This window comes from Streptomyces bambusae (genome assembly GCF_019400985.1).
Classification (GTDB): domain Bacteria; phylum Actinomycetota; class Actinomycetes; order Streptomycetales; family Streptomycetaceae; genus Streptomyces; species Streptomyces bambusae_A.
The window spans coordinates 1-15,837 of the sequence record NZ_WTFF01000170.1 but is presented as its reverse complement, the minus strand read 5'-3'; the positions used below and the strand labels follow the sequence as shown (position 1 = coordinate 15,837).

The following is a 15,837-nucleotide window of genomic DNA, read 5'->3' as shown; positions in this document are numbered from 1 at the left end:
CCGGGGATGTGTATAAGGGACAGCGGCGGACACGGTCGAGCCCGTCGGCGAGGCCGGTGAGGTCGGCGGGGTCGGCGGGGCCGGTGAGGTCCCGGCCGCTGTCGCTGTCGCTGCCGCCGATCGCCCGGGCGGGTCCGCCGGGGCGGAACCAGAGGGGCCGGTCGAGGGCGAGGCAGATCCCACCGACGGCGGCCCGCAGGGCGTTGGCGGCGCTGCGGCGGCGTGGATCGGGGTCGAGGACGCGCTCGCGCTGCTCGTCTCGCCGCTCGGCGGCATGGACGCCGCCGACCTGCGCCGGCTCGGCCGGGCCCTGCGGGACGAGGAGCGGGCCGCCGGGGTCCGCACCCCGGCCCCCTCCGACGTCCTGCTCGCCCGCGCCCTCGCCGAGCCCGAGCGCCTCGTCACCCACGACCCCGCCTACGCCCGCGGCGCACAGCGCCTCGGCCTGCTCCTGCGCAAGGCCCGCGAGATCCTCCAGGGCGGCGGCACCGCCGAGGAAGCCCTGTGGACCCTCTGGGACGGCACGCCCTGGCCCCAGCGCCTGGAACGCAACGCCCGCCGCGGCGGCGCGGCCGGCCGCAACGCCGACCGCGACCTCGACGCGGTCTGCGCCCTCTTCGACACCGCCGCCCGCGCCGAGGAGCGCACCGGCGGCCGCGGCGCCCTCAACTTCCTCGAACAGCTCGACGCCGAGGACATCGCCGCCGATACCCTCACCGCCCGCGCTGTCCGTTCCGACGCCGTCCGCCTGATGACCGCCCACCGCTCCAAGGGCCTGGAGTGGGGCCTGGTCGTCGTGGCCGGCGTACAGGAGGGCCTCTGGCCGGACCTGCGCCGCCGCGGCTCCCTCCTCGAAGCGGACCGCATCGGACGCGACGGCCTCGCCGAGCCGCTCACCCCCGGCGCCCTCCTCGCCGAGGAACGCCGGCTGTTCTACGTCGCCGCCACCCGCGCCCGCGACCGCCTCGTCGTCACCGCCGTCAAGGCCCCGGCCGAGGACGGCGACCAGCCCTCCCGCTTCCTCACCGAGCTCGGTGTCACCCCGCGCGACGTCACCGGCCGACCCCGCCGCCCCCTCGCGGTCCCGGCCCTCGTCGCCGAGCTGCGCGCCACCACCGTCGACCCCGAGGCCTCGCCCGCGCTGCGCGACGCCGCCGCGCGGCGCCTCGCCCGGCTCGCCGCGCTGACCGACGACGAGGACCGGCCCCTGGTGCCCGCCGCGCACCCGCAGCGCTGGTGGGGCCTCTACGAGCCCACCCGCAGCAGCGTCCCGCTGCGCGACCGGAACCGGCCCGTCGCCCTCTCCGGCAGTGCCCTGGACCAGCTGGCCAACACCTGCTCGCTCCAGTGGTTCCTCGGCCGCGAGGTCAAGGCGGACACCCCCGCCACCGCGGCCCAGGGCTTCGGCAACGTCGTCCACGTCCTCGCCGACGAGGTGGCCTCCGGGCACACCCCCGCCGACCTGGCCGTCCTCATGGAACGCCTGGACTCCGTCTGGGACGCGCTCGCCTTCGACGCGCCCTGGAAGTCCCGCCAGGAGAAGGACAACGCCCGCGCCGCCCTCGAACGCTTCCTGCGCTGGCACCACTCCGACCGGGCCGGCCGCACCCCCGTCGCCACCGAGCACGACTTCGACGTCACGCTGGACGCGGGCCCGTACGCCGTCCGCATCCGCGGCTCGATGGACCGGGTGGAGGCGGACCCGCAGGGGCGGGCGTACGTCGTCGACTTCAAGACCGGCAAGGCCGCGCCGACCAAGGACCAGGTCGCCCGGCACCCGCAGCTCGCGGTGTACCAGCTGGCGGTGCGCGAGGGCGCGGTGGACGAGGCCTTCGACGGCCGCCGCCCCGAACCGGGCGGCGCCGAACTCGTCCAGCTCCGCCAGGGCGCCGCCAAGAAGGACGGCGGCGAGACCGTGCCGAAGATCCAGCACCAGCAGCCCCTGTCCGCGGACCCGGCCGGCAACTGGGTAGGCGACCTCCTCGCCGACGCGGCGGGCCGTGTCCTGGACGAGCGCTTCACCCCGTCGACGGGCGACCACTGCACCCGCTGCACCTTCCGCACCTCCTGCAGCGCCCGCCCGGAGGGCCGCCACATCGTGGAGTAACCACCCACCCCCTCAGGGGCGCGAGGAACTACGCGAGCAACCCCCACCGGCGGGCCCTGTCAGGGGCGCGGGGAACTGCGCGAGCAACCCACGACGGCGGTCACTGGTCCGGCAAGGTCGGCAGCCCCGTGAGGGGCGCGGGGAACTGCGCGAGCAACCCACGACGGCGGTCACCGGTCCGGCAAGGTCGGCAGCCCCGTGAGGGGCGCGGGGAACTGCGCGAGCAACCCACGACGGCGGTCACTGGTCCGGCAAGGTCGGCAGCCCCGTGAGGGGCGCGGGGAACTGCGCGAGCAACCCACGACGGCGGTCACCGGTCCGGCAAGGCCGGCAGCCCCGTCAGGGGCGCGGGGAACTGCGCGAGCAACCCACGACGGCGGTCACCGGTCCGGCAAGGCCGGCAGCCCCGTCAGGGGCGCGGGGAACTGCGCGACCAGCCACGCACGACCCGCACCACGCCGCCGGCCCCCGCTCCGGCCCGGCAGGGCCCCCGCTCCGGCCCAGCCGGGCCCCGCAATGGCCCAGCCGGGCCCCGCGACGGCCGAGCCCGGCCTGCCCAAGGCCGAGCCGAATTGTCGGCGCAGCCGGATAGCCTCTTATGGTGCATCCCCCCGTCCTCACCGACCCCGACCAGCTCAAGGAGCTGCTCGGCATCCCGTTCACCCCCGAGCAGACCGCCTGCATCACGGCCCCGCCCGCCCCGCAGGTCATCGTCGCCGGGGCCGGTTCCGGGAAGACCACCGTCATGGCCGCACGCGTGGTCTGGCTGGTCGGGACGGGGCAGGTCCGGCCGGACCAGGTCCTGGGGCTCACGTTCACCAACAAGGCCGCCGGCGAGCTCGCCGAGCGCGTCCGTACCGCCCTCGCCCGCGCCGGCATCACCGACCCGGACCCTTCCCCGGCCGACGAGGACGCCGCCGGGGAGCCGCGGATCTCCACCTACCACGCCTTCGCCGGCCAGCTCCTCAAGGACCACGGCCTGCGCATCGGCCTGGAGCCCAGCGCCCGCCTGCTCGCCGACGCCACCCGCTTCCAGCTCGCCGCCCGCGTCCTGCGCGAGGCCCCCGGCCCGTACCCGTCGCTGACCAAGTCCGTGCCGGACCTGGTCAGCGACGTCCTCGCGCTCGACGCCGAGCTCTCCGAGCACCTCGTCACCCCGGACCGGCTGCGCGCGTACGACACCGCCCTCCTCGACACCCTCGCGGACGTCCGGCTCACCAACGACGACCTGCGCAAGGTCCCCGAGGCGGTCCGCGGCCGCCTGGAGCTCCTCGAACTCGTCGTCCGCTACCGCGCCGCCAAACGCTCCCGCGACCTGCTGGACTTCAGCGACCAGATCGCCCTGTGCGCGGAGCTGGCCACCACCCGCCCCGAGGTCGGCGCGCTGCTGCGGGAGGAGTTCCGGGTCGTCCTCCTCGACGAGTACCAGGACACCTCCGTCGCGCAGCGGCTCCTGCTCTCCGGCCTGTTCGGCTCCGGCACGGGCACCGGCACGAGCACGGGCACTGGTGCCGGCACGGCCACCGGCACCGGCCACGCCGTGACCGCCGTAGGCGACCCCTGCCAGGCCATCTACGGCTGGCGCGGCGCGTCCGTAGCCAACCTCGACGACTTCCCCGAGCACTTCGCCCACCCCGACGGCACCCCCGCCACCCGCCAGTCCCTCAGCGAGAACCGCCGCAGCGGCGGCCGCCTGCTCGACCTCGCCAACACCCTGGCCGCGCCGCTGCGCGCCCTGCACGAGGGCGTCGAGGCGCTGCGCCCGGCGCCCGGCGCCGAGCGGGACGGCTCGGTCCGCTGCGCGCTGCTGCCCACCCACGCCGAGGAGCTGGACTGGCTCGCGGACTCCATCGCCCACCTGGTCCGCACGGGCAAGGAACCGGCCGAGATCGCCGTCCTGTGCCGTTCGGCGGGCGACTTCGCCGCGATCCAGGCCGCCCTGGTGGCGCGCGACGTGCCCGTGGAAGTGGTCGGCCTGTCCGGGCTGCTGCACCTGCCGGAGGTCGCCGACCTGGTCGCCGTGTGCGAGGTGCTCCAGGACCCGGGTGCCAACGCCTCCCTGGTCCGGCTGCTCGTCGGCCCGCGCTGGCGGATCGGCGCCCGCGACCTGGCCCTGCTCGGCCGCCGGGCCCGGCTGCTGGTCTCCCGTACGCCGGAACAGGGCGGCGAGGACCACGACCACCGGCTCGCGGCCGCTGTGGAGGGCGTCGACCCCTCCGAGGTGGTCTCGCTGGCCGACGCGCTGGAGACGTTCCTCGACAGCTCCTCGTACGAGGGCGACGACCTGCCCTTCTCGTCGGACGCCCGGATCCGTTTCGCGTACCTGGCGCAGGAGCTGCGCGACCTGCGCCGCGCGCTCGCCGACCCGCTGATGGACGTACTGCACCGGGTCCTGTCCACGACCGGCCTGGACGTGGAGCTGTCCGCCTCCCCGAACGCCCTGGCTGCCCGCCGCCGCGAGACGCTGTCCGGCTTCCTGGACGTGGCGGCGGGGTTCGCCGCGCTCGACGGCGAGGCCTCGCTGCTGGCGTTCCTGGCCTTCCTGCGGACGGCGGCGCAGTACGAGAAGGGCCTGGACCACGCGCTGCCGGGCGGCGAGAACACGGTCAAGGTGCTCACCGCGCACAAGTCCAAGGGCCTGGAGTGGGACGTGGTGGCGGTACCCGGGCTCCACCGGGGGGCGTTCCCCAGCGAGCAGCCGCGCGAGGCCTGGACCTCGTACGCGAAGGTGCTGCCGCACGGGCTGCGCGGGGACGCGGAGACGCTGCCGGCCGACCCGGAGTGGACCTCGGCGGGCCTGAAGGCGTTCAAGGCCGAGCTGAAGGCCCACCAGGCGACGGAGGAGCTGCGCCTCGGGTACGTCACCTTCACCCGGCCCCGGTCGCTGCTGCTGGCCTCGGCGCACTGGTGGGGGCCGACGCAGAAGAAGCCGCGCGGGCCGTCGGCCTTCCTGACCGCGCTCCACGACCACTGCGTGGCCGGGCACGGCGAGATCGAGGTCTGGGCGGACGCGCCGGAACCGGGCGAGGAGAACCCGTCCCTGACGGACGACACCACGTCGGCCGGTTCCTGGCCGCTCCCCCTGGACCCGGCCTCCCTCGTCCGCCGCCGCCGAGCGGCCTCCCTGGTCGAGTCCTACCTGTCGGCCCCGCCCCCGCACTCCGCCACGCCCCACCCCGCCGCCACCACCACCGAGGACCCGTACGTCTGGCCCCCGGACTGCGAGGAGCCGCACTACGAGGACTCGGCACACGGGGACCTGGCCTACGAGGACCCGACCTACGGGGACCCGGCCTGGCCGGACGCCCCGTGGCCCGGGGACCCCGCCGAGGACGACCCCTGGGCGGAACACCCCGGCACCGCCCCGGGGCCCCGGCCGCCGGCCCCCGGCGGCACGGTCCCGGAGGCGGACGCCCCCTGGTTCGACGCCCCCTGGTTCGACGCCCCCTGGTTCGACGCCCCCTGGTTCGACGACCCCTGGGCCGACGCCGGAGCGCCCGCCGGCCCGCACGCCCCTCTCCCCGTCGCCGTACCAGGGGCCCGGACCCCGGCCGGGCCCGGGGCCGGTGGTCGGCGTACCCGGACGACGACGGAGGGCGAAGGCGAACGCGCAGGCGCAGGCGCAGGCGCAGGTGCCGCCCGTGACGCGGAGGACCGGTTGACCCCCGAGGAAGCCCGCGCCGTGGCCTCCTGGGACCGCGACCTCGACGCCCTCGAGGGTGAGCTCCGCCGTGCCCGCGCCGGGGTGCGGGACGTCGAGCTGCCCGCCGCCCTCTCGGCCAGCCAGCTGCTGCGGCTCGCCGCGGACGAGCAGGGCTTCGCCCGCGAGCTCGCCCGGCCCATGCCCAAGCCGCCCCAGCCGGCCGCCCGCCAGGGCACCCGCTTCCACGCGTGGGTCGAGTCCCGGTTCGACGAGCTGCCGCTGCCCTTCATCGACGTCCTCGACCCCGTCACCGAGCTCCCCGGCTCCGACCAGGAGGTCGCCGACGCCCGCGACCTCGACGCGCTCAAGGCCGCCTTCGAGCGCAGCCCGTACGCCGACCGCACCCCGTACCGCATGGAGGTCCCCGTCCAGGTGACCCTCGCGGGCCGGGTCGTCCGGGGCCGGATCGACGCCGTGTACACGACACCGGACGGGGGCTACGAGATCGTCGACTGGAAGACCGGCCGATCCGCCGAGGCCGACCCCCTCCAGCTCGCCGTCTACCGCCTCGCCTGGGCGGAGACCACCGGCACCCCCCTCGCCAAGGTCACCGCCGCGTTCCTGCACGTCCGCAGCGGCCGCGTGATCCGGCCCCGGCGGCTGCCCGGCCGGGCCCGGCTGGAGGCCGTCCTGCGTGGCGAACACCACCAGGCGCCGGCGCAGACCCCCGCGCAGACCCCCGCGCAGACCCCTGCGCAGGCCCCCACGCCGGCCTCCGCGCAGGCCCCCGCCCCCGCACAGGCCCCGGCCCCCACCCCGGACCCGGACGGTGTCCACCCGTCGGACAGCTAGGCTCCTCCCCATGAGCGACACCCCGGACAGCGCCGTCCGCACGTACATCGACACGCATCGCGCCGCCTTCCTCGACGACCTCGCCGACTGGCTGCGCATCCCCTCGGTCTCGGGCCGGCCCGAGCACGCGGACGACGTACGCCGCAGCGCCGAATGGCTGGCGGGCAAGCTCAAGGAGACCGGTTTCCCGACGGCCGACGTGTGGGAGACGCCGGGCGCCCCGGCCGTCTTCGCCGAGTGGCCCAGCGGCGACCCGGCCGCCCCGACCGTCCTCGTCTACGGCCACCACGACGTGCAGCCGGCCGCCCTTGCCGACGGCTGGCACACCGAGCCGTTCGAGCCGGTCGTCCGCGACGGCCGGATGTACGCGCGGGGCGCCGCCGACGACAAGGGCCAGGTGTTCTTCCACACCCTCGGCGTCCGCGCCCACCTCGCGGCGACCGGCCGCAGCGCCCCCGCCGTCAACCTCAAGCTGCTGATCGAGGGCGAGGAGGAGTCCGGCTCCACGCACTTCCGCGACCTCGTCGAGCGGGAGCGCGACCGCCTCGCCGCCGACGTCGTGATCGTCTCCGACACCGGCATGTGGTCCGGGACCACGCCCACCGTCTGCACCGGCATGCGCGGCATTGCCGACTGCGAGATCGACCTGCACGGACCCGACCAGGACATCCACTCCGGCGCCTTCGGCGGGGCCGTGCCCAACCCGGCCACCGTCGCCGCCCGCCTGGTCGCGGCCCTGCACGACGCCGACGAGCGGGTCACGATCCCCGGCTTCTACGACAACATCGCCGAGCTGACGGACGCCGAGCGCGAGCTGATCGCGGAACTGCCCTTCGACGAGGCCGAGTGGCTGCGTACGGCCAAGTCGCACGCCGCCTTCGGCGAGGCCGGATACTCCACCCTGGAGCGGGTCTGGGCCCGGCCGACCGCCGAGGTCAACGGCATCGGCGGCGGCTACCAGGGCCCCGGCGGCAAGACCATCGTCCCCGCCTCCGCCCACCTGAAGCTGTCGTTCCGCCTGGTGTCCGGCCAGGACCCGTACGAGGTCGAGGCCGCCGTCAAGGAGTGGGTGGCCGCCCGCGTCCCCGAGGGCATCCGCCACCGCGTCGTCTTCGGCGCGCCGACCCGGCCCTGCCTGACCCCGCTCGACCACCCGGCCCTGCAGTCCGTCGTACGGGCGATGGGCCGCGCCTTCGGCCAGAAGATCCGCTTCACCCGCGAGGGCGGTTCCGGCCCCGCCGCCGACCTCCAGGACGTGCTGGACGCGCCCGTCCTCTTCCTCGGGATCTCGGTCCCGTCCGACGGCTGGCACGCGCCGAACGAGAAGGTCGAACTGGACCTGCTGCTCAAGGGCGTGGAGACGACCGCCTACCTGTGGAGCGACCTCGCCGCCGCCCTTCCCCGGACCCCGTCCGGGGAGACCCCCGGGTCGCCCGCCTGAAACCGCCTTGATGCCTCGCCGTCTCGCAGCCTCGCCGCCTTGCCGCCCACCCCAGGGGGAGTTGGAAGTACCCGTGAGCACCTCGCTTGAGCACGCCGCCCGACCCGTCTCGCTCACCGCGCCCAGCGGGATCGACCGCGCCGCCCACCACCGCCTCGACGAGGCGTGGCTCGCGGCGGCCTGGAGCCACCCGACGACCCGCGTCTTCGTCGTCTCCGGCGGCCAGGTCCTGATCGACGACACCCCCGAGGGGGACACGGAGATCGTGATGACGCCGGCCTTCGAGGCGCCGGTGACCGAGACCCACCGGTACTTCCTGGGCACGGACGAGGACGGCGTCAGCTACTTCGCCCTCCAGAAGGACACGCTGCCCGGCCGCATGGACCAGTCCGCCCGCCCGGCCGGCCTGCGCGAGGCCGGACTGCTGCTCTCCCCGCGCGACGCGGGCCTGATGGTGCACGCGGTGGCCCTGGAGAACTGGCAGCGGATGCACCGCTTCTGCTCCCGCTGCGGCGAGCGCACAGTGGTGGCGGCCGCCGGCCACATCCGCCGCTGCCCGGGCTGCGGCGCCGAGCACTACCCCCGCACCGACCCGGCCGTGATCATGCTGGTCACGGACGACCAGGACCGCGCGCTGCTCGGCCGCCAGGTGCACTGGCCCGAGGGCCGCTTCTCCACCCTCGCCGGCTTCGTCGAGCCGGGCGAGTCCATCGAGCAGTCGGTGGTCCGCGAGGTGTGGGAGGAGGCGGGCGTGCGGGTCGGCGAGGTCGAGTACGTGGCCAGCCAGCCGTGGCCCTTCCCGTACAGCCTGATGCTGGGCTTCACCGCCCGCGCGGTCACCTCGGAGATCAACGTGGACGGCGAGGAGATCCAGGAGGCCCGCTGGTTCTCCCGCGACGAACTGCGCCGCGCCTTCGAGACCGGCGAGGTCCTGCCCCCGTCGGGCATCTCGATCGCGGCCCGCCTGGTCGAACTCTGGTACGGCGAACCCCTCCCCAAGGCCGCCTGACCCCACCCGGTCCCGGGCACGCGTACGCCCCCTGACCCGCGGGGTCAGGGGGCGTACGGCGCGCCTCAGACGGCCAGGGCCTGCTGGACCTGGGCCAGGCTCGGGTTGGTCATGACCGACTCGGTGCCCGCGGGGGAGACGATGAGGACCGTGGGGACGGTCTGGTTGCCGCCGTTGGCCTTCTCGACGAAGGCCGCGGACTCGGGGTCCTGCTCGATGTTGATCTCGGTGTACGCGATGCCTTCCCGGTCCAGCTGGGTCTTCAGCCGGCGGCAGTAGCCGCACCAGGTCGTGCTGTACATCGTCACGGAACCCTTGTCCTGCATAGCGGGGACCTCTCCTTCGCGGGGGTTCGATACGTCCGGGTAGTCGAACGCGCGGGAGGGCCGGAACCATTCCCGGCCCTGGGCCCTGGGCCCCGGCACCGCCGTCCGGCCCTGGGCCCTGGCCCCGCTTTCCGGCCGCTGCGGTACTACGGATGCGGTCGGGCTGTGGACAAGGGTTCCCGTCCGGGGCGCCGGACCTGGCAGCATGGCGGAGTGACACCAGCAACGCACTCCTCCCCCTTCCCTCCCGTCGCCGACTCGGCCGACGCGGTGCTCCTGGGCCTGGACCCGGAGCAGCGCGAGGTCGCGACGTCGCTGGACGGGCCGGTGTGCGTGCTGGCCGGTGCCGGGACGGGCAAGACCCGGGCGATCACCCACCGGATCGCCTACGGGGTCCGCTCCGGCCGGATGATGCCGGCCAGTGTGCTGGCCGTCACCTTCACCAACCGCGCCGCGGGCGAGATGCGCGGCCGGCTGCGCACGCTCGGCGCCGAGGGCGTCCAGGCCCGTACGTTCCACTCCGCCGCCCTGCGCCAGCTCCAGTACTTCTGGCCGCGCGCGGTCGGCGGCGAGCTGCCCCGGCTGGTCGAGCGGAAGGTGCAGCTGGTCGCGGAGGCCGGTGCCCGCTGCCGCGTCCGCCTCGACCGCAACGAGCTGCGGGACGTCACCGGCGAGATCGAATGGGCCAAGGTCACCCAGACCGTGCCCGCCGACTATCCGGCGGCCGCCCGCAAGGCGGGCCGCGAGGCCCCCCGGGACATGGCCGAGATCGCCCACGTCTACGGGATGTACGAGCAGCTCAAGCGCGACCGCGGCATGATCGACTTCGAGGACGTGCTGCTGCTGACCGTCGGCATCCTTCAGGACCGCCACGACATCGCCGAGACGGTCCGCAGCCAGTACCGCCACTTCGTGGTGGACGAGTACCAGGACGTCAGCCCGCTCCAGCAGCGCCTGCTGGAGCTGTGGCTCGGTGACCGCGACAGCCTGTGCGTCGTCGGCGACGCCAGCCAGACCATCTACTCCTTCACCGGCGCCACCCCCGACCACCTGCTGGACTTCCGCCACCGCTACCCGCAGGCCACGGTCGTCAAGCTGGTCCGGGACTACCGCTCCACCCCGCAGGTCGTCCACCTCGCCAACGGGCTGCTCGGCCAGGCCGCCGGCCGGGCCGCCGAGCACCGCCTGGAGCTGGTCTCGCAGCGCGAGCCCGGCCCCGACCCGGTCTACGCCGAGTACCCGGACGAGCCCGCCGAGGCCGAGGGAACCGCCCGCCGCATCCGCGATCTCATCGACGCCGGCGTCCCCGCCGGGGAGATCGCGGTGCTCTTCCGGATCAACGCCCAGTCCGAGGTCTACGAGCAGGCCCTCGCCGACGCCGGCGTGCCCTACCAGCTGCGCGGCGCGGAGCGCTTCTTCGAGCGGCAGGAGGTGCGGGCCGCCATGCTGACGCTGCGCGGCGCCGCCCGCTCCGCGGGCAACGACCCGCTGCTGGACGACGTCGTCGAGCTGGCCGCCCAGGTGCGGGCCGTGCTCAGCAGCACCGGCTGGAGCGCCGAGCCGCCCGCCGGCTCCGGCGCGGTGCGCGACCGGTGGGAGTCGCTGGCCGCGGTGGCCCGGCTCGCCGAGGACCTCGCCCGCAGCCGCCCCGGCGCCACCCTGGCCGACTTCGTCACGGAGCTGGAGGAGCGGGCCGCCGCCCAGCACGCCCCCACCGTGCAGGGCGTCACGCTCGCCTCCCTGCACGCGGCCAAGGGCCTGGAGTGGGACGCGGTGTTCCTGGTGGGCCTCACGGACGGCATGGTGCCGATCACCTACGCCAAGACCGACGAGCAGGTCGAGGAGGAGCGCCGCCTGCTCTACGTCGGCGTCACCCGGGCGCGGGTCCACCTGACGCTCTCCTGGGCCCTCTCGCGCTCTCCGGGGGGCCGGGCCTCCCGTCGGCCCAGCCGCTTCCTGAACGGGCTGCGGCCGGGCTCCACGGCGCCCGGCCGGGTGGCCGCCGGCGAGCTCGGCGGCCGCCGGCACGCCCGTCGCGGCCCGGTGCACTGCCGGGTCTGCGGCAAGACGCTGACGGACGCCGGCGAGCTGAAGCTGATGCGCTGCGACGACTGCCCGTCCGACATGGACGAGGGCCTCTACGAGCGGCTGCGGGAGTGGCGCTCGGTCCAGGCGAAGGAGCTCGGGCAGCCCGCGTACTGCGTCTTCACGGACAAGACGCTCATCGCGATCGCCGAGGCCGCGCCCGCCGAGGAGGGCGAGCTTGCGATGATCTCCGGGGTGGGCCGGCGCAAGCTGGACCGGTTCGGAGCCGATGTGCTGGCCATCTGCGCAGGTCAGGAGCCTGGGGGAGGCGCGGCTGACGACGCGTAGAAACTCGTCGGAAAAATAGTTTGCGCATGCCCTGCGAATCCCCATAGGTTCTTAACCACGGGAACAGGCAGCTTCACCGAAGCCCTGTCCTCGTGCTGTACTTATCCGAATACCGGGACCGGCCCGCAAGCCGGTCCCCGAGCGCCGAGAGGAGGCGAGACCCCGTGACCAGCTTCATGAACACCAAAATGACCGATCGCTCGGTCGCCGCTTCCTGCACGCTCGGCTCCACCCTGCTCGGCTCCTCCCTGCGTTCCGTCCGGGGCACCGGTCTGTCCGTGATTTCCACGGCCGGCCCCGCCACCCTGGCGACCCTCCCCGTGCGTGAGCGCAACGAGCGACCGACCCAGGCACCGGTGGCAAGGACGGAAGCCCAGGCTCAGGCCTATGGCTTTGCGGCGGCCGGTGCCGGAATCCAGACGAAGCAGACGCAGCACCACCTGATGTGGGCCTTCCGCGGGCTCGAACCCTGGAGTGATCCAGCCTGATCGACGATCAGGCCGGCGCCTTCAGGGCCGCGGAACCCCACCCGGGATCCGCGGCCCTTCTGTTTTCCCCGCACGGGGACGACGGAGCGAAGGGGCCTCGGGACTGGCAGAACCAGGTACCAGCAACCCGGCCGACCGCCGGAACGACCAGACAAGACGAGGAAGAAACCACCGTGCAACTCGAAGCGCACGCCCCGTCCGTACCGCAGAACCCCCGAACGATCTCCCCGCCCGCAGTCCCGGAGGACTCCACCTTGACTCCGCTCACCGCGCTCACCGCGCTCGACGACGCCATCGAGAACCTCGGCGTGCCCGTTCCGTGCCGCACCTACGACCCAGAGGTCTTCTTCGCCGAGTCCCCGGCCGACGTCGAGTACGCCAAGTCCCTCTGCCGCACCTGCCCGCTCGTCGAGGCCTGCCTCGCCGGCGCGCTGGAGCGCCGTGAGCCCTGGGGCGTCTGGGGCGGGGAGCTCTTCGTCCAGGGTGTGGTCGTGGCCCGCAAGCGTCCGCGTGGCCGCCCGCGCAAGAACCCGGTCACGGCATGAACGCCACCGGATTCGGAACCATCGACCGCCCCCTGACGCACGACCCCCTGAAGCAGGCCCGCATGACCCCCGCAACCACGAGCGAGCAGCCGTCCGGCTCCGCCACCGAAGACTTCATCACCACCGGCGCGATCACCTCGCGTCAGAACAGGACCCGCGAAATGCAACTCATCCCAGAAGCCCTGGCCCGCGCCCATATGGCCGACCGGATGCGTGAGGTCGACGCCGAGCGTCGCGCCGCGCGCCTGGTCGTCGCCCGCCGCATGCAGCGGCGAGCCGAGCGCGTCTCGCTGCGCGCCCGCCGTGCGCTGGCCATGGCCGTCATGCACTGACGGCCCGAGGGCCGACAGCCCACCGACAGCTGAAGGAAGCCGTCCCCGGAGGGACCGGTCCGAACGGACCGGTCCCTCCGGTGCGTTGCGGCCCGCCGCCCACCTTGTGGCGATATCGTCTGGAGGTGGACCAGCCGACCCCCCGCCCCGCGCCCCCCGAACCCGACCGCCGAGCCGTCGTCTGCGCGCGCTGCGGCAAGACCGTCCCCGACGGCCCGCCGCCGACCTGGACCTGCTCGGTCGAGAACGGCATCCGGCAGTACTTCTGCGTGGACTGCGCCCGGGCCAACCTCCGTGCGATCGAAGGCCGCCTCGACTCCTCCTGGTGGTGAGCCCGCGGCGCACGCGCGAGGGCCCGGCGCGCCGGGCGGCGCGCCTCAGCCCTCGGGGGTGAACCCCGGCAGCCAGGCCTCCAACTCCTCGCGCAGGCGCACGGTCGCGCCCAGCTGGCACAGCACACCGATCGTGCTCAGCGTCACCCGGTGGATCAGCAGGTAGGACGGCGGCAGGTTGACCATGCGCCCCAACTGGGAGGCGGGGGAGCGGGGATCGGCGAACCGGGCCGCCTGGCCGCGTATCCAGTCCCGGGTGAAGGTGAACTCCTCCACCGCGGCGGGCTCGATCATCGGGCCCAGCCAGTCCAGCACCGCGTCCGGGTCCAGCTCGACCGACTCCTTCACGAAGCCCTCCGCGCACAGGTGCCCGTAGACCCCCTCCGCGTCCCCCTCCAGGGTCATCCGCAGCGAGCGGCCTATGGGACCGGGCAGGCCGCCGGGGAGGCGGTCGACCGTGCCGAAGTCCAGGACGCCCAGGCGCAGCTGTCCGTCCACCCCCTCGACCAGGCGGAAGTTGCCCGGGTGGGTGTCGGCGTGGAGCAGCCCCGTGCGCGCCGGACCGGAGAAGAGGAAGCGGGCCAGCAACTGCCCCGCGCGGTCGCGCTCCTCCGTGGTGCCGTCGGATATGACCTCCGACAGCGGGATCCCCTCCATCCACTCGGAGACCAGCACCTGGTCGCTGTGGTGCACCACCCCCGGCACGACCACGTCCGGATCGCCCGCGAAGGCCTCCGCATGGATCCGCTGGGACTCCGCCTCCAACACGTAGTCCAGCTCCTCCGCGACCCGCTCCCGCAGCTCGGTGATCAACGGCTTGATTTCCATGCCGGGGACGAGCGGCCCCAGCAGCCCGGCGAACCGCCCCAGCTGCTTGAGGTCCGACAACAGCGCCTCACCCGCACCGGGGTACTGCACCTTGACGGCGACCTCCCGCCCGTCGTGCCAGACCGCCCGGTGCACCTGGCCGATCGACGCGGCCGCCGCCGGCTTGTCCTCGAACGACGTGAACAACTCCCGCCAGTCCGGCCCCAGCCGCTCCGCCAGCACCTGGTGCACCGTCCCGGCCGGCAGCGGCGGAGCCGCCTCCTGGAGCTTGGTCAGCGCCGCCCGGTACGGCCCGGCGACCTCCTCGGGCAGCGCCGACTCGAAGACCGACAGAGCCTGGCCGAGCTTCATCGCCCCGCCCTTGAGTTCGCCGAGCGTACGGAACAACTGCTCAGCCGTGCGCTGTTGCAGCTCGCGCGCCACGATCTCGGCCGACTTGCCCCCGATCCGCTTGCCCAGCCCCCAGGTGACCCGGCCCGCGATGCCGAGCGGCAGCGCGGCCAGTTTGACGGTACGGGTGACCGCCTTCCGGGGAAGATCAGACATGCGCCCCTCCAAATCCCAGACTGCCGTGCCGTGAGCGGCCGTTACCCGGCCATTGTGTCCTGTGGGTCCAGGGCGGTGGCGGAGTCCCCCTCGCCGGCGCCCGAACCGGCCTACCGGCCGGAACTCGCTGCCCCGCAACCGCACTCCGGGTGAGCCGACACCACCACCCGCTGCCAGTGCAGCCCGGGCAGCGCCGCCTCCCACCGCGCGCCCGTCGAGGCGGGCAGCTCCCCGTCGAGGAAGGCCAGCGCATGAGCAGCCGCCAGCCCCGCCACCGCCGTGGCCAGACCCAGGTCGCAGGCGGGGGACCCGCGGCGCCGGTGCGCCGACCGCCACTGCACCAGCATCCGTGCCCAGGACCGGTCCCGGGCCACCCGCTCGCGCTCCAGACACCCCGCGCACCCCGTGGCGCCCGGCAGCACCAGCGGCCCCACCACGCCCGTGCCCTCCAGCACCCCGGCGTACAAGTGCGGGGCTCCGCCGGCCACCCAGTCCGCGGCCGCCTCGGGATCCGGCGCCCACGCGTGCAGTCCGTCCCGCGGGGCGACCACGACCAGCGCCAGCCCCGGCTCCGCCCCCCTCGCACCCGCACCCGTACCCGTACCTGTACCCGCGCCCGTGCCCTCCCTGGTCCTGCCTCGTGTCCCGTCCCCGGGACGGTCCCGTGCCCCGTCCCCGGTCCGGCCCCGTGCCCCGTCCCCGGTCCGGCCCCGTGCCCCGTCCCCGGGACGGGCCCGTGGGCCCGGGCCCGGCGACGCCGCCCGCACCAGTGCCTCCGCCGCCTCCGCCCGCAGCCGGCCCACGCTCTGCGGCCCCAAGCCTCCCGGCGCGACGGCGCCCGGTTCCCCCCCGCCGCCGTCCAGCACGTCGACCCGGCCCCCCCCCGCCGCCGCCAGCCCCCCCCCGCTCTGCGCGCCCCCCCCGCCGCTGCCGCGCCCCCTGGCCCCGTCTCTTATACCCATCTCCCAGCCCCCCAGACCGAGGGCGATCTCGTCTGCCCTCCTCTTCTTGTAAA

General features: G+C 74.7%; 10 protein-coding genes and 2 pseudogenes. 9 read left to right on the top strand and 3 right to left on the bottom strand.

Going from position 1 to position 15,837, the window contains the following annotated elements:
• Nucleotides 1-235: 235 nt before the first annotated feature.
• The 4 genes and pseudogenes from GPJ59_RS22220 to nudC all read left to right on the top strand — a co-directional run.
• Nucleotides 236-2,107 (top strand): annotated as a pseudogene (locus GPJ59_RS22220) (PD-(D/E)XK nuclease family protein); the annotation flags it as partial.
• Between the two features lie 598 nt (nucleotides 2,108-2,705).
• Complete coding sequence (locus GPJ59_RS22215) at nucleotides 2,706-6,602, top strand: ATP-dependent DNA helicase (RefSeq protein ID WP_219668996.1); 3,897 nt, start codon at nucleotides 2,706-2,708, stop codon at nucleotides 6,600-6,602.
• Between the two features lie 10 nt (nucleotides 6,603-6,612).
• Nucleotides 6,613-8,043, top strand: a complete 1,431-nt coding sequence (locus tag GPJ59_RS22210; protein ID WP_219668995.1) for a dipeptidase — start codon at nucleotides 6,613-6,615, stop codon at nucleotides 8,041-8,043.
• A gap of 61 nt (nucleotides 8,044-8,104) precedes the next feature.
• Nucleotides 8,105-9,052, top strand: a complete 948-nt coding sequence (nudC, locus tag GPJ59_RS22205) for an NAD(+) diphosphatase (protein WP_219668994.1) — start codon at nucleotides 8,105-8,107, stop codon at nucleotides 9,050-9,052.
• 65 nt (nucleotides 9,053-9,117) lie between these two features.
• On the opposite strand, the gene GPJ59_RS22200 is transcribed toward nudC, so the two are convergent.
• Complete coding sequence (locus GPJ59_RS22200; protein ID WP_219668993.1) at nucleotides 9,118-9,378, bottom strand: mycoredoxin; 261 nt, start codon at nucleotides 9,376-9,378, stop codon at nucleotides 9,118-9,120.
• 213 nt (nucleotides 9,379-9,591) lie between these two features.
• Here GPJ59_RS22200 and GPJ59_RS22195 point away from each other — a divergent pair, with 213 nt between their 5' ends.
• The 5 genes from GPJ59_RS22195 to GPJ59_RS22175 all read left to right on the top strand — a co-directional run bounded on the left by GPJ59_RS22195 (nucleotide 9,592) and on the right by GPJ59_RS22175 (nucleotide 13,448).
• Complete coding sequence (locus GPJ59_RS22195) at nucleotides 9,592-11,751, top strand: ATP-dependent DNA helicase UvrD2 (protein WP_219668992.1); 2,160 nt, start codon at nucleotides 9,592-9,594, stop codon at nucleotides 11,749-11,751.
• Between the two features lie 164 nt (nucleotides 11,752-11,915).
• The gene (locus GPJ59_RS22190) at nucleotides 11,916-12,239 is read left to right on the top strand and encodes a hypothetical protein (RefSeq protein WP_219668991.1); all 324 of its coding nucleotides are present in this window, start codon (nucleotides 11,916-11,918) and stop codon (nucleotides 12,237-12,239) included.
• Between the two features lie 173 nt (nucleotides 12,240-12,412).
• A complete protein-coding gene (locus GPJ59_RS22185; protein ID WP_219668990.1) occupies nucleotides 12,413-12,784 on the top strand; it encodes a WhiB family transcriptional regulator in 372 nt (123 codons plus the stop codon).
• On the top strand, nucleotides 12,781-13,116 hold the full coding sequence (locus GPJ59_RS22180) for a hypothetical protein (protein WP_219668989.1): 336 nt from the start codon (nucleotides 12,781-12,783) through the stop codon (nucleotides 13,114-13,116). The genes GPJ59_RS22185 and GPJ59_RS22180 overlap by 4 nt, the downstream gene beginning before the upstream one ends.
• 125 nt (nucleotides 13,117-13,241) lie before the next feature.
• Nucleotides 13,242-13,448, top strand: a complete 207-nt coding sequence (locus tag GPJ59_RS22175; RefSeq protein WP_219668988.1) for a hypothetical protein — start codon at nucleotides 13,242-13,244, stop codon at nucleotides 13,446-13,448.
• 45 nt (nucleotides 13,449-13,493) lie between these two features.
• Here GPJ59_RS22175 and GPJ59_RS22170 read toward each other — a convergent pair whose 3' ends face one another.
• Both GPJ59_RS22170 and GPJ59_RS38610 read right to left on the bottom strand, forming a co-directional pair.
• A complete protein-coding gene (locus GPJ59_RS22170; RefSeq protein WP_219668987.1) occupies nucleotides 13,494-14,822 on the bottom strand; it encodes an ABC1 kinase family protein in 1,329 nt (442 codons plus the stop codon).
• Between the two features lie 41 nt (nucleotides 14,823-14,863).
• Nucleotides 14,864-15,837 (bottom strand): annotated as a pseudogene (locus GPJ59_RS38610) (TOMM precursor leader peptide-binding protein); the annotation flags it as partial.